Genomic DNA, 18,238 nt, shown 5'->3' on the forward strand with positions numbered 1-18,238 from the left:
CGCGACTGCGCCTGGCCACCTGGAACGTCAACTCCATTCGCTCCCGGCTGGATCGGGTCCTCGACTGGCTCGCCCGCGCCGAGGTCGACGTGCTGGCCATGCAGGAGACCAAGTGCTCGGACACCCAGTTTCCGGCGCTGCCGTTCTACGAGATCGGTTACGAGGTGGCGCATGTCGGCTTCAACCAGTGGAACGGCGTGGCGATCGTGTCGCGGGTCGGACTGGACGACGTGCAGGTCGGCTTCGAGGGCCAGCCCAGCTGGAGCAGCAAGCCCGACGTGGCCGCAGCAGCGGAAGCTCGCGCCATCGGCGCCACGTGCGGCGGCGTGCGGGTGTGGAGCCTGTACGTCCCCAACGGCCGTACCCTGCACGACCCGCACTACACCTACAAGTTGGATTGGCTTGCCGCGCTGCGCAATACGGCCGAAGGTTGGCTGCGAGACGAACCGTCCGCGCCGATCGCCCTGGTCGGTGACTGGAACATCGCACCCACCGACGAGGACGTGTGGAGCACCGATTTCTACCGGGGCTGCACGCACGTCTCCGAGCCCGAGCGCAACGCGTTCGACGCCATCGTCGACGCCCAATTCACCGATGTGGTAAGGCCTTTCACCCCTGGGCCGGGGGTCTACACGTACTGGGACTACACGCAGTTGCGGTTCCCGAAGAAGCAGGGCATGCGCATCGACTTCATCCTGGGCTCCCCGGCACTGGCTGAGCGGGTGGTGGACGCACAGATCGTCCGCGAAGAGCGCAAGGGCAAGGCGCCCAGCGACCACGCGCCGGTGCTCGTTGACCTACGCCGGTGAGCGGCGCAGCCTCCAAGATTGCTGTGAATTCCATTGCTGATTCTGGTGAACTACGCGGGCGCGGGGTATACACACTTCAACAGCCGAGCCAGGGAGTCATCATGGGTGTCGTCGACGGAGCTTTCCGCACTGTGGGTCGATCGGTGAGTCGCGCCGCGTCCGCGACCACGGCCGCCGCCGGCGCCGTCGGCGGCGCGGCGGTCAACGGCATCGTCGGCGGGGTCAAGGGAGCCGCCGACGGGATTCAGCAAGGCATCAGCGCCGGCAGCAAGTCGACACCCGCGGCCGCGCTGGCCCTCGGTGCCATCGGTGCCGCGGGTCTGGTCGAATGGCCGATCCTGTTGGCGATCGGGGGCGGGGCACTGTTGCTGCGCAAGCTCGGCGACGCACCCGAGCAGCCGGTGGTGCCGACGCCGGCGAAGCTCGCCTCGGTGCCCGACGAGCCGCCGGAAAAGCCGGCGAAGTCGACGCCCAAGCCGCCGGCGAAGACGGCGCGGAAGGCCCCGGTCAAGAAGGCGACCGGCCGGCGTGCCGGCAGCACCAACCTGCGCAGCACTAATTGATTCGGCTGTCGTCAGCCGGTCGCCCAGGTGCCGGATGATGAAAAATCGTGATCGGCGTTCGGGTCCGCTGCCACCCGCAACTCGTTGCGCGAGGCATTCACCGACAACTGGCGAGGAGCTTGATGCCGATCGACAACTTCCAGCACCCCCGCCCGCCACAACAGCGCGTACAACTCTGTCAACGGTCCGCGCAGCAACCGGCCGAACGACGAAGCTAACGGGTCGCGCAAGACATCTGTCGTCGTCATAATCCCGACGGTGACCGCACGATCGGGCTCAACGGCAAACCTTCAGTTACCGAAAGGCAAATGATGGCCGAAAAGAGAGATCGCCGCGCTACCTCGCAGCGCGAGGCGGTGGCGCAGATCCGGCAGGGACAGACGTTCGCCGTCAACCTACCGGTGGTGGGCAGGCTGCAGATCCCGCCGCCCGAACAGCTGGCGTATTACGGCGGTATCGCCGCGCTGGCGGCCTTCGAACTGATCGAGTGGCCCGTCGCGCTGGTGATCACCGCCGGACACCTATTAGCCAGCAATCACCACAATCAGCTCCTCCAGGAACTAGGCGAGGCACTCGAGGACGCCTGACGCGTTTGTCGGATATTGGGGCCGATGCCCCATGCGCCGCTATGGGTTCGGCAGCGACGATTTCCGCACCGTAATCGGTGAGGAGTTCCCAGATGTCGTTTGTGATCGCCGCTCCCGAGATGCTTTCGTCGGCAGCCTCAGACTTCGCAGGTATCGGCTCGGCGCTAAGCGAAGCCAACGCAGTCGCGGCGGCACGCACCACAGCGGTGCTGGCCGCCGGCGCCGACGAGGTGTCGGCGGTCATCGCGGCACTGTTCGGCGACTACGCCCAGCAATACCAGGCGCTCAGCGCGCAGGTCGCGGTGTTCCACGAGCAGTTCGTCGCCACGTTGAGCACAGGCGCCGCAGCGTATGCAAGCGCCGAGGCCGCCAACGTCCAGCAGGCAATCCTGGGCGCGATCAACGCCCCAACGCTGGCGCTGTTCGCGCGCCCACTGATCGGCGACGGCGCTAACGCCGCTACTCCTGGTGCGGCCGGGGCGCCGGGTGGTTTTCTGCTGGGCAACGGCGGCAGCGGCGCGGCGGGCACTGCGGTCGGTCAGGCCGGTGGCGCCGGCGGGGCGGCCGGACTGATCGGCAACGGCGGAACCGGCGCCCTCGGCGGACCCGGTGGGACTGGGGGCCAAGGCGGTGCCGGCGGCTGGCTGTTCGGCAACGGCGGTCAAGGCGGCAACGGTGGCACGGCCGCATTTCCCGGCAGCCCCGGCGGGCTTGGTGGCAACGGCGGCAACGCCGGACTGTGGGGCGCGGGCGGTAACGCCGGCGCCGGCGGAACGGGCGGCTTCTTGCCGACCGGTGGTGCATCGGGAGGCTCCGGCGGCAACGGAGGAACCGGCGGACTGCTGTATGGCAACGGCGGGGCCGGCGGCACCGGTGGAACTGGTGGCGGCGGCAATACCGCAGGTCCCGGCGGGTTCGGCGGTCTGGGCGGCGACGCCCGACTATTCGGCAACGGTGGAGCGGGTGGCACTGGCGGAAACGCGGCCGGGCCGAGCAGTGTCGGCAACAGCGGTGGCGGTGGCGGGACTGCCGGCAACGCCGGTTTCTTCTTCGGCGACGGCGGCGTCGGTGGATCCGGGGGTTTGGGTGGCGTCGCCACTGCGACCGTCGGCGGAAACGGCGGCGCCGGCGCATTCGGCGGCGTGAGCGGACTGGTTGGTAACGGCGGCGCCGGCGGAAACGGCGGCGACGGCGGCGCCGGCGTGCAGCGCGGCGGCTCGGGCGGCGTGGGCGGATATGGCGGCGACGCCAAATTGATCGGCGGCGGCGGGGCCGGCGGCGACGGCGGATTCAGCGCCCCCGGTGGCTTCCTTGGCGGCACCGGTGGTGCCGGCGGCACTGGTGGCCATAGCGGAGCGATCTGGGGCGCCGGCGGGGCCGGCGGTGCGGGCAGGCCCGGCGGCACGGGCGGGGCGTTGGGTGGTGGCGACGGTGGGGACGGCGGCGACGGCGGCAATGCGGTGGGGCTGTTCGGCAACGGCGGCGACGGCGGGGCAGGCGGTGCGGCCGGCAACACGGTGGGCGCTAATGTCCCTGACCCAGGCACCGGCGGTGCCGGCGGCACCCGCGGAACCGTGCTCGGCGCTGCGGGTGCCGACGGTCCGAACGGCTGACATCGCTGCACGCCTGCCCCGCGCTGCGCTAGCGTGGGAGACGCCCATCAAATCCACGCGGGAGCGCGAACCCGACGCGCTGAGAGGACGGCTGGGGCCGTCGACCGTACGAACCTGACCGGGTAATGCCGGCGTAGGGAGATGCACCATGACCGAACTTCTTTCCAAGACCGTCGACCCGTCTGTGACCACCGGTCCCATCGCCGGCAGCAGCAAGACCTACCGCGAAGTGGACGGGGTCCCTGGAGCCCGGGTGCCGTTCCGCCGCGTGCACCTGTCCACCGGAGACCATTTCGACCTCTACGACACCTCCGGGCCGTACACCGACACCAACGCCGTCATCGACCTGACCGCCGGCCTGCCGCCGCGGCCCGGCGTGATCCGCGACCGCGGCACCCAGCTGCAGCGCGCCCGGGCCGGCGAGATCACCGCCGAGATGGCGTTCATCGCCGTCCGCGAAGGCATGCCCGCCGAACTGGTGCGCGACGAGGTCGCCCGCGGCCGGGCGATCATCCCGGCCAACCACAACCATCCCGAGAGCGAGCCGATGATCATCGGCAAGGCGTTCGCGGTGAAGGTCAACGCGAACATCGGCAACTCGGCGGTGACGTCCTCGATCGCCGAGGAGGTCGACAAGATGGTGTGGGCCACCCGCTGGGGCGCGGACACCATCATGGACCTGTCCACCGGCAAGAACATCCACGAGACCCGCGAGTGGATCATGCGCAACTCGCCGGTCCCGGTCGGCACCGTGCCCATCTACCAGGCGCTGGAGAAGGTCAAGGGCGACCCGACCGAACTGACCTGGGAGCTGTACCGCGACACCGTGATCGAGCAGTGCGAGCAGGGCGTGGACTACATGACCGTGCACGCCGGGGTGCTGCTCCGGTACGTGCCGCTGACCGCCAAGCGGGTCACCGGCATCGTGTCCCGCGGCGGGTCGATCATGGCCGCCTGGTGCCTGGCGCACCACCAGGAGTCGTTCCTGTACACCAACTTCGAGGAACTCTGCGACATCCTGGCGCAGTACGACGTCACCTTCTCCCTCGGCGACGGGCTGCGGCCCGGCTCCATCGCCGACGCCAACGACGCCGCCCAGTTCGCCGAGTTGCGCACCCTGGGTGAGTTGACCAAGATCGCCAAATTCCATGGCGTGCAGGTGATGATCGAAGGCCCCGGGCACGTGCCGATGCACAAGATCGTGGAAAACGTTCGCCTGGAAGAAGAGTGGTGCGAGGAGGCGCCGTTCTACACGCTGGGGCCGCTGGCCACCGACATCGCTCCCGCCTACGACCACATCACCTCGGCGATCGGCGCGGCCATCATCGCCCAGGCCGGCACCGCGATGCTGTGCTACGTCACCCCCAAGGAGCACCTCGGCCTGCCGGACCGCAAGGACGTCAAGGACGGGGTGATCGCCTACAAGATCGCCGCGCACGCGGGCGACCTGGCCAAGGGCCACCCGCACGCGCAGGAACGCGACAACGCCTTGAGCACAGCACGTTTCGAGTTCCGCTGGAACGACCAGTTCGCGCTGTCGCTGGATCCCGACACCGCGCGGGAGTACCACGACGAGACGCTGCCCGCCGAGCCCGCCAAGACCGCGCACTTCTGCTCCATGTGCGGGCCGAAGTTCTGCTCGATGCGGATCACCCAGGACGTGCGCGACTTCGCCGCCAAGCACGGTCTGGAGACCGAGGAGGACGTCGAGGCCATGCTGGCCGCCGGGATGGAGGAGAAGTCCCGCGAATTCGCCGACCACGGCAACCGGGTTTATCTCCCGCTGACTCCCACCCAGTGACCTTCCTGCCGGTTCCGGCGCCGGGCACGACGCCGCTGCGGGTACTGACCATCGCCGGATCCGACTCCGGAGGCGGCGCGGGCATCCAGGCCGACATGCGCACCATGGCCCTACTAGGCGTGCATGCCTGCGTCGCGGTCACCGCGGTCACCGTGCAGAACACCTTGGGAGTCAAGAGCTTTCACGAAATTCCGGCGCACGTGGTGGCGGGACAGATCGAGGCGGTGGTCGACGACATCGGTGTCCAGGCCGCCAAGACCGGAATGCTGGCGTCGTCGTCGATCATCGAGGCGGTGGCCACCACCTGGCGCCGGGTCGAACCGGCGGTGCCGCTGGTCGTCGACCCGGTGTGCGCCTCCATGCACGGCGACCCGCTGCTCGCCCGAGAAGCGCTGGATTCGCTTCGCAGCCAACTGTTTCCGTTAGCCACGCTGGTGACGCCCAACCTCGACGAGGTGAAGCTGCTGGTCGACATCGAGGTCGTCGACCAGCAGACGCAACACGCGGCGGCCAAGGCCCTGCACGCTTTGGGACCGCAGTGGGTGCTGGTCAAGGGTGGGCACTTGCGGTCCTCGGAGCGTAGTTGCGACCTGCTCTATGACGGCGCGGACTACTACGAATTCGACGCCCCGCGACTGCCGACCGGCAACGACCACGGCGGCGGTGACACGCTGGCCTCGGCGGTGGCCTGCGCGCTGGCCCACGGCCGCACCGTGCCCGATGCGGTCGCCTTCGGAAAAAGCTGGGTGACAGAGTGTTTGCGCGCGGCCTATCCGCTGGGCGGTGGGCACGGACCCGTCTCGCCCCTGTTCCGGCTGAGCTGATGAACCTCGACCAGATCGCCGGTATCGCCCACGAACCCGCCGGCACCCCGCGCGGCGTCGTCGTGCTCACCCACGGTGCCGGCGGAAGCCGGGAATCCCCACTGCTGCAACGAGTCTGCGACGAGTGGGCACAGCGCCGCTGGCTGGCGGTGCGCTACAACCTGCCCTATCGCCGGCGTCGCCCCAAGGGCCCGCCTTCGGGTTCCGCGGCCACCGATCAGGCCGGGATCGCCGAGGCGATCGAGGTGTGCCGGGGCCTGGCCGACGGGCCGCTGATCGCCGGCGGCCATTCGTACGGCGGCCGGCAGACGTCCATGGTGGTGGCCGGACCGGCGGCGCCGGACACGAAGGTAGACGTGCTGACCCTGTTCTCCTATCCGGTGCATCCGCCGGGCAAACCGGAACGCATGCGCACCGAGCACCTGCCGGACATCGCGGTGCCGACCGTGTTTACCCACGGCACCTCGGATCCGTTCGGCACGATCGCCGAATTGCGCGATGCCGCAGCACTGATCCCCGCCGCGACCGAGATCGTCGAGATCACCGGCGCGCGACACGACCTGGCGTCGAAGACTCTCGACGTCGCCGCTCTGGCGGTTGCCGCGGCGCTTCGGCTTCTCGATCTCAGCGGGGCCCAAAAAGGGTGACTTCCATCAACTTTCGAACGCAGGCCTGCAGGTAGGCGGACTCTTCGGCACGGATGCCGGCCGGCACCATGCGGCCCAGGTCGACCGTCAGCGCCATCGCGGCGTGCACCAGGAACCGCGCCCGTATCGCGGGGAGCGACGGACGGGCGGCGGTGAGCAGCCGTACCCACGAATCGATGGTCGAGAGTTGCACGTTGTGCAGCAGCAGCTGGTCTGCCGGGGTCAGGTTGACCCGCTCGGTGTAGTACACCTCGGCCAGCTCCGGGTTGGCGAACGACGTCGCCACGTAGGCATCGATCAGCAGCGTCAACGCCTGGCTGGGCTCAGTGAGAGCGCCCAGCACCGGTGCCAGCTGCGCCGAGACCCGGTCGGCCGCGCGACGCAAGCCGGTCGCCAGGATCTCGCACTTGCCGGAGAAATACCGGTAGATCCCCGACACCGGAATCCCTGCGGCCGAGGCGATCTGCGCCATGCTGGTATCGGTGTATCCCCGGTCTTTGAACAACGCCATCGACGCGTGCAACAACGCCTCGTAGACACCGGCGTCCGCGGCGAAGATCCGCCAGGACGCCGGGCGGGGAAAGACGTCGCCGGGTTGCGGGAGGTCCGCGGCCAGCACCGCCGCCGCCGCCGCGCCCAGCACTTCGCGAATATCGGCGGGCGACATCCGGGCGCGGTGATCGACGATGCTGCCGATCACGCTGAGCGCGCCGGCCGACAGCATCCACCGCTGCCGGGCGGCCAGCGCAGGCCGAATCGCCATGAGCGGCCGCTGAATTCGGCGATTCACCACCTTGAGTTGCTCGGCCAGCGCGTGCTGATCTTCGGCCCTCAGATACCGCGCCTGCCACCGGTAGAGCCCACCGGAGTCACGGTTGTCCAGGGCGGTGTCGATGAGCGCAGCGACGATCTGGTCCAGGTCGGGCTCGTCGTCGAACTCGGTGCAGTCGAGGAGTACCTGACTCAGGGCCAGCACCGCACCCCGGAACAGGTCGTACTTGCCCGAGTAGTGCCGATACAGCGCCGGTGCGGACACTCCCACTCTGCCCGCGATGGTCTCCATGCTCACCGCGTGATAACCCTGGGCGCTGAACGCCTCGGCGGCCGCCCGGGCTATCTGGGCCTTGCGATCCTTGGGCCGTCGACGAATCGTCGGCTCAGCACTGGGAACCGACGCCACCTCCCTCACCGACCTACTGTAGCCCCGGCCGTAACCTCCGAAACCCCGTCGCTACTACCGCACCCGCGGAACCTCCATTAACATAGTGTGGGTTCGAGGGGTGGTCCGATGGGTGGCGGGGCATAGTGTTGGACAGAATTCGCCGGTTGCTCAGCATTGAGCTCTCCGTCGCCCAGCTGCTTGCCCTCGGGATCATGATCGGCACGCCATATTTGTTGGTGGGCACGGTCTGGTCGATGACGCACACCGACCACCTGCGTGAGCTGCAAGGTGCGGACCTGGCCGTTTCGTTCTTGGGGTCGATCGTGTCGTGGCCCGTCCTGTTGTTCTCCAACGTCTGCATGACCTGACCGCGAAAGACCGCACCGCCTAATTAACATCGTCTGGAGAAATTGTGAGCCACCGTCAGCGCTACCTCGCAATCGCCGGCCTGCTGCTGGTACTCGCCGGATTCGCCGCCTTGTGGTTTCCGGTCTACCTGGACCAATACGACCTGTACGGCATCAGGATCAGCTGCGGCAACGGCATCGGTGTCGAGCAGTCGCAGATCTCCCATGACGCGAACGCCTCGACGGCCGGGTGTGGCAACGCGCTGCTGATCCGGCGGGCATGGGCCATCCCGATCCTCGTCATCGGGTGGTCCCTGATCGGCTGGGTCGCGGTGCTGTGGATGCGCAGTGATCCGACGGTGAGCGACGAACCCGAGCATCTGCTGCCGCACCCCGAGATCGGGTGGTCCTAGCCGGCGAGCTACCCCGGGTAGCGGCTGTAGCAACGCTCCATCTCGCCGCCCACGCCGGCCCGGAACGCCGCTATCCGGGTGAACCCGGCCGGCACGCTGACGCCGTCGGCGTCACTGGCCACCATGTGGTTGGTGAGCAGCCCGGCGACGGCCTCGTCGAGGTCTCCGGCCGTCAGGATCAGCGAATTCCCCGACGGCAGCTCGATGTTGTCGGCCATCTTGCGGTGCGCGACGCCGGTGAGACATGCGGTGCGAAGCGCGGTCCACGGGCTCTGCATCGGCAGGTTGCGCTCGTGCTGGGCCGCCAGCGCGTACCTGGACATCACGATCGACAGCGCGGTGTCGTCACCCTGGGGCAGGCTGTATTCCCGCTCACCCGCGACTTTGCCCATCGTCGCCAGCGCGGGCAGGTCGACCGCGATGGTGTTGGTGGCCGGGCAGTACGAGGCGGGCGGGCTGGGTTTCGCATTGGAGCAGCCCCCGGTCTTGAACGACAACGTCGGCGGATTCTTCGGGGAGAAGATCTTGCCCATCAATTCCATCAATGTCTTCAGCGTGTCTTCGGTGATCTCGACCTCACCGGTTTCCGAGGATCCGCTGGTGTCGATCCGCAACGTTGTCGGCAGGTCACCGCGGCGCTGCTCGATCTCGGCTTTGTTGATCGTGGCGCACGCCGAGGTTCCGGTGACGAAACCCATCTGGAATGCACTCACCCGGTCCAGCGCCGAGCCGTGCTCGTCGTCGTTGGACTCCTCGGCGTCCATCACCGGATCACGGGTGGTGATGATGCCGGCCAGCACGTGATCGAGCCCGTCGGCGGTGCTGAGGGTGAACCGCGGCGACTTGCCTTCGGCCACGTGGTAGAGGTACACACCGGCAAAGCAGTCCGCTTGCTGTTCGTAGACGATGGTCGGATCTTTGCGGGTGACCAGTTTGGCCATCGCCTGCAGTGCGTGCCCGAATTCGTGAGCCAGCACGCCGTTGACCGACATGTCGCCGAAGTACTGCTTGGCGGTCGGCATGAACACCCCGCGATCCCAGGCGATCAGGTTGCAGCGGGAGGTGAAGAAGGCGTTGACGTTCTGGTAGGTCTCGTTGCGACACACCAACGGACTGCTCGGGTCTTTGGAGTTGTAGGACACCAACTTGTCGACGGGCTTGTACGAACCTTTCAGCGGCGCCTTGTAATTGGCTTTCCAGTACTCCTCGATGTCGTTGATCGACAACAACGACAACTTGTCGATCGCTCCGTTGTCGGTGTTGACCACGGTGCCGGTCGCGGCCGGGGCGTTCGGTTTCGGTCCGCTCGGCCCGTTGGTCGCCGGCAGGCCGCCCACTCGGAACGGGTCGTTGAGAATCGACACCGCGCGACCGTTGACCACCGTCGAACAGCCCGCCACCATGACGACCGCTCCCAGCAACGCCGTCACGGCCCGCACCGACGCGTTCACCCGGTGTGAGCGCAACCTCATTCAACCAACCCCGTCCCCGACCGGCCTGCACACAGCAACTTATTCTAGACACCGCACGGGAACGCGTCGGACCGGCGCGGCACGCGAAAAGACTTGCGGGTCAGGCCATCAACATCGCGGACGCGGTGTCGGCACTATTGGCCGCCCCGACGATGATCGCGAAGATGACCCACAGCACGCCGAGGGCGAGCAATGCCCCACTGATGATGACTCCGGCGAGCGCCATGCCGCGTCCGTCTTGACCGGTCTTCTTGATCTGGCCCAGCGCAACGAGGCCGAACACCAGGCCCAGGATGGTGCCGATGCCGCATAGCCAGCCGAATAGCGAGCACACCAACGAGGCGATCGCCAACCCGTTGGTACCCGCACTCTGCGGGTAGCCGCCGTAGGGACTCGGCACCGGCGGCGGATAGCCGTAACCCTCCGGAGCGGCGGGCGGTTCGTAGCCGTAACCCCCGGGCGGCGGCGGCGGATACTGGGGCGGTTGTTCCGTCAACGGACCCTCCTACACCAATCACGATGCCGTGTCTGAGAGTTTGCCAGCATCAGGCCACACTCTACTTCCATGGCGCACGCCGTGACTAGGGCTGCACCAGGACACCCGCGTACGATTCCGCTTGGCCCGGGGGGTGACACCTGCCCACCCCAAAGTCGGGACCGCACAACGGTTTTCACCTGAGCGGCACCGGTGTTCATGCCGCCCGTCGGCACGCGCGCTACCCGGTCATGGCTTGGCGAGCACGTGGCGAATCCGGTCCCCCATACTCGGAACCCCGTTGCGACCGCCGAGATCCTGCGCATACAAGCCGACGACGTAGGCGACACCGCCGCCCTGGATGCCCAGCGAGGTGCGGTCGATGTGTTCGAGGTTGTCGCCCTTCTGGTGGTAATTGGGGTCGAACGGCTCGTTGGCCGTCCCGCCCCACAACTTGGCCTCCTCGTCGGACTTCTTGGCCTCCGCACCGGCGAACAACCCGCCCGACGGGATGCCGGACAGGGTGAACCCGTCGTAGTCGGAGCGGCCGTCGAACGAGGTGTCGCGCGCGGTTTTGCCGGACAGCTTCAGGTAGTTGACCAGCGTGCGCTCGATGCCGGCCGAACCTTCCGGCACCACCGGTTGACCGCGGGTGTCCAGCGGCAGCGACTGGTCACCGTCATAGGTGAAGTAGCCCGGGTTCGGCGAGGCCAGCATGTCGAAGTTCAAATACAGCGCGATGTTCTTGAGTGCCTCGATGTCCAGGGACTCGACGTACTTGCGTGAACCGATCAAGCCGAGTTCCTCGGCGCCCCAGAAACCGAACCGCACCGCGTTGTGCACCTGCGGTGAATTGCCAAGCTGCACCGCGGTTTCCAGGATCGCGGCCACTCCCGAACCGTTGTCGTTGATGCCCGGCCCTTCCGGCACGCTGTCCAGATGCGCGCCGGCCATCACCACGTCGGTCGGTGAGCCGGTCTTGGTTTGCGCGATGACGTTGCGCGCCTTGACATCCTGGGTGTTGGCGGCGAGCTTGACGGTCGCCAGGCCAGCCTTGGTGCGCAGCTGGTAACCGACGGACTTGGTGACGCTGACCACCGGGATCTTCACGTCGGTGTCCGCGCCGAGCGTGCCGCCCATCGCCTGCTCGTCGACGTTGTCGATGACGATCAGCGCGACGGCGCCGCGCTGGGCCGCGGCGTCCTCCTTCTGGGCGAACTGGCAGGCACCGCGGTTGACCACCACCACCGCACCCTGCACCGGCAACCGGTCGTAGTCGTTCGGCGTGCATCCGGGGCTCTCGCCTTCGGGTGCGAACAGCAGCGGTCCCGTCACGCCTTCCGGTCCGGTGCCGCGGCTGTACTCCAGCGCACGGGACTCGGAGTTGAAGTCGCCGACGGCAACCGAGCCCTTCTCGGCGTGGAACACGCGCGCGGTGAACTCCGGTGTCTGCACGTCGAAACCGCTCTTGCGCAACGTTTCGACGACGTAGTCCACGCTCGCCTCGTAGCCGGGGGTGCCTACGGCGCGAGTGCCGTTGTGGGCATTGGCGATCTCCTGCAGCTTGGACAGGTGCGCCATCATCGCGTCGGCGGTGACCTTGTTGCGCATCGTGGTGGCGAACTCGGTCGCGGCTTGGCTGTTGCCCGCTGGTTGCGACTCGTGGGTGCAACGTCCGCAACCGGTGGCAAGCAACGTGATCAGGGTCAGCACCGCGAGCGCGGCGGGAAGCGTCTTCGATTTGTTCAGCATCGCGCCCAGACTAGACGCCTTCGCGCCGTTATCAGACGGACAGTCCCGTGAACGGTGCGAACGGGATATTGCGCACCACGAACCAGGCCACCCACAGCACCAGCGTCACCATCGCCGCCCAGCGGGTGTGTTGCCAACTCTTGATTCGCCGGCCCACCAGCCGGCCGTACGTCCAGGCGAAGTAGGCCCACACCAGCAGTACGACCGCGACCAAGCCCAGCGCGTTGAACCTGATGGCCGCCAACACATCTGCGTGCAGCAAGCTGTAGATCATCCGCAAGCTGCCACAGCCCGGGCAGTCGATTCCCAGCAGCGCTTTGGTCGGGCAGGTCGGCAGCGGGCCGCCCGGTGTGGTCGGGTCGCCGAGCCAGATCGCAGCACAGACCAAGACCGACGCGCCACCGACCAGCAGTGGCGCGCCCAGCCTCAGCGGCTCCGCGGCTTGGCGGACCTCCATGAACTCAACCCGTGCTCAGAACAGCATTGCCGCCAAAGCGCCACTGGTGTCCGGCGCGTTGGACGCGAGCAGGACCGCGAAGACCAGGTAGAGGACGAACAAGATGACCCAGGCGATGACCGACCACTTCACCCACTTCTTGGCCGCATCGGCGGAAGCCTGCGCTTCGGCATGCAGCCCCTGTGCCCACAGCCCAGAAACCTGACTGGCCTTCACGATCGCGACGATTCCGGTCGGCGGGAAGCAGAAGATCGTTGCCAGGATCGCCAACACCAAGTTGTTGTTCGGCGCTTGTCCGCCGGCGGGCTGCTGCGGCGGGTAACCGGGGGGTTGTGTCATGGCGTCTCCAGGTCGAGGGGAGTTAGCTGGCGTGAAGCGAGGCTTACCATACCGGAGACCCGGCCGCACGGCATCACTGAATTTGCGATCGCGCCCATACCCGTTCAGGCCGGCCCACGGCCATCCCGCGGTGTCGCGAATTCGCTTGCAGTCATTGACTTTTCGAGGATCGTCCGGCCGCCGGGTCGCGCACGGATCAGTGCTGTGTCAGACAGTGGCCCATGGAATGGATCGGTGCAGCGCCGCACACCGTACGCCTTTTGGCAAAAACCCTGTTTTCTGGCGAGCCGCGCAAATACACTCCCGATACCGGCACAGCCGCACCATCGGGCCCACAAAACAAAGGAGCACCAAATGCCTCACTTCACGAATCTGTTGCGGACCGCTTCCGCTGCGGCGCTGCTGGCCGGTGTCGGCTACGCGGGCATGGCGACCGCGAACGCCGAACCCAACGAAACCCTTGTCGGCGTCTTGTCCAAGGGCTACTCAACGAGCAACTGCAGCGCCAAGGAGCCGGCCAGTGGGATGGTCGCGGTCTTGGAATGCGGACAGAACTCCACCGAGGGCGGACCCGTCGTCGGCAAGTACATGCTTTTCAGCAACGCGACCGACCTGGCCAGCGCATTCACCGCCAGCATCAAGGACGACACCCTGACCAAGTGTGGCGACGCCCAATCGCCCACCACGTGGACTCAGGGCAATGCCACCTCCCCGTCCGGACAGGTCGCCTGTGGGACCTACCAGGGTCAGGCCGAAGTCATCTGGACCACCGACGCCAAGAACGTGCTGAGCTTTGTCCGGGCGTCCAACACCGACACCGCTCCGCTCTACCAGTGGTGGCGCACCAACGGCTAACCCGTTGAGCTACAACGCTTTCAAGATCAGATCGGCGACGGCCCGCATCCCGGCACCGTTAGGGTGCAGCGGTGCGGGCCGACCCGGTAGCGGCACACCGGGTTTCGTCACCCAGGGCTGCGCCGACCACGCGTGATGCTCGCGGCTGGCCGCCGCGGCTTTAACCAAAGCGCAATCTGTCGCCGCGGCGGCTTGGGCGGTCAGTTGTTCCAGGGCGGTGGCCAGATGCCGCCCCAGTGCGGCATTTTCGTCGGACAGCGGCGACGCCGGCACACCCGCGGGTGGTAGCACGGTCAGGTAGTCGACAAAGAAGATCCGCGCCCGCGGAGCCCGCTCGCGCAGCGAACGACCCACCTCGTACAGCGAATCCGCCACCTCGGACAGCGCCCGGTCGCGGGCGTCCCGATCCAGTAGTTCGGTGATCCAGCCACCCAGCAGCGGCAGGTGCCGCAGCAGCGACGGCAGCGACGCCGCCATCAGCGACGGGATGTAGCCGATGTCGTTGCCCCCGATGGTGACGGTCACCAGTGCCTCCGAACCGTCCAGCGCGGCGATCTGCGGCGGTGCGCCGTGTTGGCGGTCGGTCAGCACATGCGCGGTGGTGGCACCGGAATAGGTGACGTCGGTCAGTTCCAGGCCGGCCTGTTCGGCGACCAGATGCGCGTAGTTGCGGGCCGACCGTCCCGCCCGCCGAGGTGCGCCCGCCGCGCGCGGCCGGATCCCGGGACCGGCCGCCATCGAACTGCCTAGCGCCACATAGCGTTTCATCGGTCGGGGCTGGACGCCTGTGCCCAGAATCGCTTCGGAATCCGACCGGCTCCCCGCGCCAAATGGCCGGCGGTGACCGCCGCCGCCATGGCCGCGGCCATCGCCGGCGGATCGGCCGCCCGGGTGACCGCCGTGGCCAACAGCACAGCGTCGCAACCCAACTCCATGGCCAGCGCTGCGTCGCTGGCGGTGCCGATGCCCGCGTCCAGCACCACCGGGACGCCGGCACGGGACACGATCATCTCGATGTTGTGCGGGTTGGTGATACCCAGACCGGTCCCGATCGGTGAACCCAGCGGCATCACCGCCGCACATCCGGTGTCCTCCAGGCGCCGGGCCAACGCCGGGTCGTCGTTGGTGTAGGGCAGCACCACGAACCCGTCGTCCACCAATTGTTCTGCCGCCTTTACCAATTCGACCGCATCCGGTAACAGGGTGCGCTCGTCGGCGATCACCTCGAGCTTCACCCAGTTGGTGTCTAGCGCTTCGCGGGCCAGTTGTGCGGTCAGCACCGCTTCGGCCGCGCTGCGGCACCCGGCGGTGTTGGGCAACGGCGTGATGCCGAGCCGGTTGAGCAGGTCGAGCAGTCCGGTGCCACCTTCGGCGTCCACCCGCCGGATCGCGACGGTGGTCAATTCGGTGCCCGACGCCGTCAGCGCCTCCTCGAGCACCGCCAGGTTGCCTGCGCCCCCGGTACCCATGATGAGTCGTGAGGCGAAACTACGATCCGCGATCGTCAATTTGTCAACCACCCTGCACCGCCGTAACCACTTCGATTCGGGCACCGTCGAACAGCGTTGTCGCCCAATTGGACCGCGGCAGCAACGAGGAATCCAGCGCCACCGCGATACCCCGGTCCGGAAAGCCCATCGAGGCCAACAGATTGGCCACCGTGGTCTGCGGGTCGACCTCGACCCGGCGTTCGTTGACAAGCACGATCATCAGCGGACTCCCACCGGAATGAGTTGCGACACAATCTGTTCTGCCGTCCACGGCGCCAGCAGGAACCCGGACCTGCCGTGGCCGGTGGCGACCAGCGTGCGGTCGTCCAGGCGTTGCACAATGGGCAGGTTGTCCGGCGTCATCGGGCGCAGACCCGCGGCGCACTCGGCCAGTTCGTACTCACCCAGCGCCGGCAGCACCGCGCACGCGTCGTCGAGCAGGTCACGCACCCCCGACACCACCGGGGCCGTGTCGCGGCCGTGCTCGTACTGGGTGGCGCCCACCACCACGCCGTCGGCCCGCGGCACCAGGTAAACCTGCCGGCCGTGCATCCGCGCCCGAATGACCCGCTGCGGCAACGGCATACAACCCCTTCGCCAGCGCAGCCGCAGCACCTCGCCCTTCACCGGCCGCACCGGGAGGCCGGGCCACAACGCGGGTGCGTCGATGCCGTTGGCGATCACCACCGTGTCACCCTCGGCGGCGCCCAGCGCGGTGACCGGTCCGGCCCACCGGACTTCGAGTCGCGCGCAGTCAGCGACCAGCGCGTCGAGAACCGCGCGGTTGTCCACCGCCAGTTCGGTCGGAGCCCGGAACCCGTGCCGGATGCCCTGGGCCAGCAGCGGTTCGACGTCGCGGGCGGCAGACTCCCAGACCACCGGGTGACCCTGCTGGGACAGCCAGTCCGCCACGGTCCGCAGGTCGGCCACGTCGGCCCGGTCGACCGCCACCACCAGCGATTCGCGTGCGGTCACCACCTGCGGGTCCAGGCCGTCGAGGAATCCGCCGTCGCGCCACAACCGCAGCGACTCCAGCCCCAGCCGCAACAGCCGTTCCTCGCCCGGCCAGCCTTCGCTGTGCGGGGCCAGCATGCCGCCGGCGACCCACGAGGCGCCGCGCTCGCCGTTGGCGTGCAGCGTCACCGACAACCCGGCCTGCGCGGCCCGGCGTGCCACCGACAGGCCGATGACACCGCCGCCGATCACGGCCAGAGACTGCATCCTGTGCTCCCTTCGCCGGCATGACCCGGATCAGGTGTGACGGTAAGGACAGGTCCGTTGGCGGCAGTGTCCACTCTCAGCCCCGCTCACTACCCGGGACTCCCGTGCGTTGTCGTGTGTTTCCAACGTTCCACGCTAGCGCGCTAACGTCGCGGTGTGCACCAACCCTCGCTGCAGAACGCCCGGTTGTACCTGTGCACCGACGCCCGCCGCGAGCGCGGTGACCTCGCCGAGTTCGCCGACGCGGCCCTGGCCGGCGGGGTGGACATCATCCAGCTGCGCGACAAGGGTTCGCCCGGTGAGCAGCGCTTCGGCCCGCTGGAAGCGCTCGACGAACTGGCCGCCTGCGAGGTCCTGGCCGACGCCGCCCGCCGGCACGGCGCCCTGTTCGCCGTCAACGACCGCGCCGACATCGCCCGCGCGGCCGGAGCCGACGTGCTGCATCTGGGCCAGCGCGACCTGCCTCTGCGGCTGGCCCGCGACATCGTCGGACCCGGGCCGGTCATCGGGCTATCCAGCCACGCACCGAGCGAAGCCGCAGCGGCGGCGCGTTCCATGGCCGACTATTTCTGCGTCGGCCCGTGCTGGCCCACCCCCACCAAACCGGGCCGCGCCGCGCCGGGCCTGGACCTGGTCCGTTACGCCGCCGGATTGGCCACCGACAAACCGTGGTTCGCCATCGGCGGCATCGATCAGCGGCGCCTGCCCGAGGTACTGGACGCCGGCGCCCGCCGGGTCGTGGTGGTGCGCGCCATCACCGCCGCCGACGACCCGAAAGCGGCCGCTGAGGCGCTCAGCTCAGCGCTTGGCTCACCGCGTCCAGCGTGAATCCCACGACACCCGCGCGGCGCGTCGCGTCGCGTAGTTCACGCTCGCAGCGGCAGCGTTGCCAGAACGGCGCGCAGCTCTTGCCAGCTGGCGGCAAACCCCGGGTGTAGCGGCAGGCTGGCCACCTCGTCCTCACTCACCCAGCGCATCTCCGCACTTTCGTGGTTGGAGACGGTCTCCAGCATCTCCTCGGCGTCGGCGATCACGGTCGTGTAATGCCAGTCGACGCCCTTGCGGCCGGCGACCTCGGCCGTGACCATCGCAACCCGCACCGTCAGCCGCCGGCCGTCCACGCCCGCCTCTTCGTACGCCTCCCGCACCGCGGTCTCTTCCGGGGTCTCGTGGCTGTCGCGGGCACCGCCGGGCAAACCCCAGGTGCCGCCCTGATGACTCCAGGCCGCTCGATGCTGCAGCAGGACCACGGGACTGCCGTCGTGCCGGGGCGCCCGCAACAACAGGCCGGCCGCACCGAATCTGCCCCAGTAGTGCCGGCCGTGCTCGGATATCACCCATCCGTCGCCGTCGCCCCGCACTGAATCAGGATAGGCATGCGGTAATTCGCCTCGCCTCCCCACATCCGCTG

General features: G+C 68.1%; 23 protein-coding genes and 1 riboswitch. Of the genes, 11 read left to right on the forward strand and 12 right to left on the reverse strand.

The genetic code is table 11. The features are described 5' to 3' along the window. Nucleotides 1-5 precede the first annotated feature (5 nt). Nucleotides 6-809, forward strand: a complete 804-nt coding sequence (locus AC5Y4D_RS11115; protein ID WP_500037168.1) for an exodeoxyribonuclease III — start codon at nucleotides 6-8, stop codon at nucleotides 807-809. A 101-nt stretch (nucleotides 810-910) separates the two neighbouring features. Beyond that, nucleotides 911-1,372 carry a hypothetical protein gene (locus AC5Y4D_RS11120; protein ID WP_499944680.1) on the forward strand — a complete coding sequence of 154 codons (462 nt, stop codon included), beginning with the start codon at nucleotides 911-913 and terminating at the stop codon, nucleotides 1,370-1,372. Nucleotides 1,373-1,383: 11 nt separating this feature from the next. Here the strand turns inward: AC5Y4D_RS11120 and AC5Y4D_RS11125 are convergent, their stop codons facing one another. Further along, nucleotides 1,384-1,620 (reverse strand): Rv1535 domain-containing protein, encoded by a 237-nt coding sequence (locus tag AC5Y4D_RS11125; RefSeq protein WP_499944679.1) that lies wholly within the window; start codon nucleotides 1,618-1,620, stop codon nucleotides 1,384-1,386. 60 nt (nucleotides 1,621-1,680) lie between these two features. On the opposite strand from AC5Y4D_RS11125, the gene AC5Y4D_RS11130 reads away from it, so the two are divergent. The 5 genes from AC5Y4D_RS11130 to AC5Y4D_RS11150 all read left to right on the forward strand — a co-directional run bounded on the left by AC5Y4D_RS11130 (nucleotide 1,681) and on the right by AC5Y4D_RS11150 (nucleotide 6,844). Further along, entirely contained in the window at nucleotides 1,681-1,959 is a 279-nt protein-coding gene (locus tag AC5Y4D_RS11130) for a hypothetical protein (protein ID WP_499944678.1), read from the forward strand. A 92-nt stretch (nucleotides 1,960-2,051) separates the two neighbouring features. Next, nucleotides 2,052-3,572, forward strand: a complete 1,521-nt coding sequence (locus tag AC5Y4D_RS11135) for a PE family protein (RefSeq protein ID WP_500037140.1) — start codon at nucleotides 2,052-2,054, stop codon at nucleotides 3,570-3,572. A gap of 47 nt (nucleotides 3,573-3,619) precedes the next feature. Further along, a riboswitch (TPP riboswitch) is annotated at nucleotides 3,620-3,730 on the forward strand. Further along, the gene (thiC, locus tag AC5Y4D_RS11140) at nucleotides 3,721-5,373 is read left to right on the forward strand and encodes a phosphomethylpyrimidine synthase ThiC (RefSeq protein WP_500037141.1); all 1,653 of its coding nucleotides are present in this window, start codon (nucleotides 3,721-3,723) and stop codon (nucleotides 5,371-5,373) included. Its footprint overlaps the riboswitch before it by 10 nt. Further along, nucleotides 5,370-6,197, forward strand: a complete 828-nt coding sequence (gene thiD, locus AC5Y4D_RS11145; protein ID WP_500037142.1) for a bifunctional hydroxymethylpyrimidine kinase/phosphomethylpyrimidine kinase — start codon at nucleotides 5,370-5,372, stop codon at nucleotides 6,195-6,197. Before thiC ends, thiD begins: the two co-directional genes overlap by 4 nt. Then, nucleotides 6,197-6,844, forward strand: a complete 648-nt coding sequence (locus AC5Y4D_RS11150; RefSeq protein ID WP_500037143.1) for an alpha/beta hydrolase family protein — start codon at nucleotides 6,197-6,199, stop codon at nucleotides 6,842-6,844. Before thiD ends, AC5Y4D_RS11150 begins: the two co-directional genes overlap by 1 nt. On the opposite strand, the gene AC5Y4D_RS11155 is transcribed toward AC5Y4D_RS11150, so the two are convergent. Continuing rightward, on the reverse strand, nucleotides 6,822-7,994 hold the full coding sequence (locus tag AC5Y4D_RS11155; protein ID WP_500037169.1) for a TetR/AcrR family transcriptional regulator: 1,173 nt from the start codon (nucleotides 7,992-7,994) through the stop codon (nucleotides 6,822-6,824). The genes AC5Y4D_RS11150 and AC5Y4D_RS11155 overlap by 23 nt on opposite strands. A gap of 155 nt (nucleotides 7,995-8,149) precedes the next feature. Here AC5Y4D_RS11155 and AC5Y4D_RS11160 point away from each other — a divergent pair, with 155 nt between their 5' ends. Next, entirely contained in the window at nucleotides 8,150-8,374 is a 225-nt protein-coding gene (locus AC5Y4D_RS11160; RefSeq protein WP_500037144.1) for a hypothetical protein, read from the forward strand. A 44-nt stretch (nucleotides 8,375-8,418) separates the two neighbouring features. Further along, nucleotides 8,419-8,766, forward strand: a complete 348-nt coding sequence (locus AC5Y4D_RS11165; protein ID WP_499944671.1) for a hypothetical protein — start codon at nucleotides 8,419-8,421, stop codon at nucleotides 8,764-8,766. Nucleotides 8,767-8,774: 8 nt separating this feature from the next. Here the strand turns inward: AC5Y4D_RS11165 and AC5Y4D_RS11170 are convergent, their stop codons facing one another. The 5 genes from AC5Y4D_RS11170 to AC5Y4D_RS11190 form a co-directional block, all read right to left on the reverse strand. Then, on the reverse strand, nucleotides 8,775-10,238 hold the full coding sequence (locus AC5Y4D_RS11170) for a neutral zinc metallopeptidase (RefSeq protein WP_500037145.1): 1,464 nt from the start codon (nucleotides 10,236-10,238) through the stop codon (nucleotides 8,775-8,777). Between the two features lie 100 nt (nucleotides 10,239-10,338). Then, nucleotides 10,339-10,734, reverse strand: a complete 396-nt coding sequence (locus tag AC5Y4D_RS11175) for a DUF4190 domain-containing protein (protein ID WP_500037146.1) — start codon at nucleotides 10,732-10,734, stop codon at nucleotides 10,339-10,341. 228 nt (nucleotides 10,735-10,962) lie between these two features. Beyond that, nucleotides 10,963-12,465 carry a M28 family metallopeptidase gene (locus AC5Y4D_RS11180; RefSeq protein WP_500037147.1) on the reverse strand — a complete coding sequence of 501 codons (1,503 nt, stop codon included), beginning with the start codon at nucleotides 12,463-12,465 and terminating at the stop codon, nucleotides 10,963-10,965. Between the two features lie 31 nt (nucleotides 12,466-12,496). Next, nucleotides 12,497-12,922, reverse strand: coding sequence for a DUF2752 domain-containing protein (locus tag AC5Y4D_RS11185; RefSeq protein ID WP_499944667.1), 426 nt, complete (start codon nucleotides 12,920-12,922; stop codon nucleotides 12,497-12,499). 15 nt (nucleotides 12,923-12,937) lie between these two features. Beyond that, nucleotides 12,938-13,261, reverse strand: coding sequence for a CD225/dispanin family protein (locus AC5Y4D_RS11190; RefSeq protein ID WP_499944666.1), 324 nt, complete (start codon nucleotides 13,259-13,261; stop codon nucleotides 12,938-12,940). A 354-nt stretch (nucleotides 13,262-13,615) separates the two neighbouring features. Here AC5Y4D_RS11190 and AC5Y4D_RS11195 point away from each other — a divergent pair, with 354 nt between their 5' ends. Further along, nucleotides 13,616-14,116 carry a serine/threonine protein kinase gene (locus AC5Y4D_RS11195; RefSeq protein WP_499944665.1) on the forward strand — a complete coding sequence of 167 codons (501 nt, stop codon included), beginning with the start codon at nucleotides 13,616-13,618 and terminating at the stop codon, nucleotides 14,114-14,116. A gap of 9 nt (nucleotides 14,117-14,125) precedes the next feature. Here the strand turns inward: AC5Y4D_RS11195 and AC5Y4D_RS11200 are convergent, their stop codons facing one another. Genes AC5Y4D_RS11200 through thiO form a run of 4 tightly spaced genes read right to left on the reverse strand, consistent with a single transcriptional unit; the run spans nucleotide 14,126 to nucleotide 16,827 of the window. Next, nucleotides 14,126-14,884, reverse strand: coding sequence for an SGNH/GDSL hydrolase family protein (locus AC5Y4D_RS11200; RefSeq protein ID WP_499944664.1), 759 nt, complete (start codon nucleotides 14,882-14,884; stop codon nucleotides 14,126-14,128). Further along, the gene (locus AC5Y4D_RS11205; protein WP_500037170.1) at nucleotides 14,881-15,585 is read right to left on the reverse strand and encodes a thiazole synthase; all 705 of its coding nucleotides are present in this window, start codon (nucleotides 15,583-15,585) and stop codon (nucleotides 14,881-14,883) included. Before AC5Y4D_RS11205 ends, AC5Y4D_RS11200 begins: the two co-directional genes overlap by 4 nt. A 43-nt stretch (nucleotides 15,586-15,628) precedes the next feature. Beyond that, nucleotides 15,629-15,826 carry a sulfur carrier protein ThiS gene (gene thiS / locus AC5Y4D_RS11210; RefSeq protein ID WP_500037148.1) on the reverse strand — a complete coding sequence of 66 codons (198 nt, stop codon included), beginning with the start codon at nucleotides 15,824-15,826 and terminating at the stop codon, nucleotides 15,629-15,631. Beyond that, nucleotides 15,826-16,827: a glycine oxidase ThiO gene (gene thiO, locus AC5Y4D_RS11215; protein WP_500037149.1), complete on the reverse strand. Its 1,002-nt coding sequence runs from the start codon at nucleotides 16,825-16,827 to the stop codon at nucleotides 15,826-15,828. The genes thiS and thiO overlap by 1 nt, the downstream gene beginning before the upstream one ends. Nucleotides 16,828-16,983: 156 nt before the next feature. Between thiO and thiE the strand changes: the two genes are divergently transcribed. Then, complete coding sequence (gene thiE, locus AC5Y4D_RS11220; protein ID WP_500037150.1) at nucleotides 16,984-17,655, forward strand: thiamine phosphate synthase; 672 nt, start codon at nucleotides 16,984-16,986, stop codon at nucleotides 17,653-17,655. Between the two features lie 38 nt (nucleotides 17,656-17,693). Here thiE and AC5Y4D_RS11225 read toward each other — a convergent pair whose 3' ends face one another. Beyond that, entirely contained in the window at nucleotides 17,694-18,188 is a 495-nt protein-coding gene (locus tag AC5Y4D_RS11225) for an NUDIX hydrolase (RefSeq protein ID WP_500037151.1), read from the reverse strand. Nucleotides 18,189-18,238: the final 50 nt, after the last annotated feature.

This window comes from Mycobacterium sp. NGS67 (assembly GCF_059812185.1).

Coding starts and splice junctions, on each gene's coding strand:
- AC5Y4D_RS11125 (WP_499944679.1), bottom strand. CDS start 1,620: ATGACGACGACAGATGTCTTGCGCGACCCGTTAGCTTCGTCGTTCGGC.
- AC5Y4D_RS11135 (WP_500037140.1), top strand. CDS start 2,052: ATGTCGTTTGTGATCGCCGCTCCCGAGATGCTTTCGTCGGCAGCCTCA.
- thiC (WP_500037141.1), top strand. CDS start 3,721: ATGACCGAACTTCTTTCCAAGACCGTCGACCCGTCTGTGACCACCGGT.
- thiS (WP_500037148.1), bottom strand. CDS start 15,826: ATGATCGTGCTTGTCAACGAACGCCGGGTCGAGGTCGACCCGCAGACC.
- AC5Y4D_RS11170 (WP_500037145.1), bottom strand. CDS start 10,238: ATGAGGTTGCGCTCACACCGGGTGAACGCGTCGGTGCGGGCCGTGACG.
- AC5Y4D_RS11130 (WP_499944678.1), top strand. CDS start 1,681: ATGATGGCCGAAAAGAGAGATCGCCGCGCTACCTCGCAGCGCGAGGCG.
- AC5Y4D_RS11180 (WP_500037147.1), bottom strand. CDS start 12,465: ATGCTGAACAAATCGAAGACGCTTCCCGCCGCGCTCGCGGTGCTGACC.
- AC5Y4D_RS11150 (WP_500037143.1), top strand. CDS start 6,197: ATGAACCTCGACCAGATCGCCGGTATCGCCCACGAACCCGCCGGCACC.
- thiO (WP_500037149.1), bottom strand. CDS start 16,827: ATGCAGTCTCTGGCCGTGATCGGCGGCGGTGTCATCGGCCTGTCGGTG.
- AC5Y4D_RS11120 (WP_499944680.1), top strand. CDS start 911: ATGGGTGTCGTCGACGGAGCTTTCCGCACTGTGGGTCGATCGGTGAGT.
- AC5Y4D_RS11185 (WP_499944667.1), bottom strand. CDS start 12,922: ATGGAGGTCCGCCAAGCCGCGGAGCCGCTGAGGCTGGGCGCGCCACTG.
- AC5Y4D_RS11190 (WP_499944666.1), bottom strand. CDS start 13,261: ATGACACAACCCCCCGGTTACCCGCCGCAGCAGCCCGCCGGCGGACAA.
- AC5Y4D_RS11195 (WP_499944665.1), top strand. CDS start 13,616: ATGCCTCACTTCACGAATCTGTTGCGGACCGCTTCCGCTGCGGCGCTG.
- AC5Y4D_RS11205 (WP_500037170.1), bottom strand. CDS start 15,585: ATGGGTACCGGGGGCGCAGGCAACCTGGCGGTGCTCGAGGAGGCGCTG.
- AC5Y4D_RS11200 (WP_499944664.1), bottom strand. CDS start 14,884: ATGAAACGCTATGTGGCGCTAGGCAGTTCGATGGCGGCCGGTCCCGGG.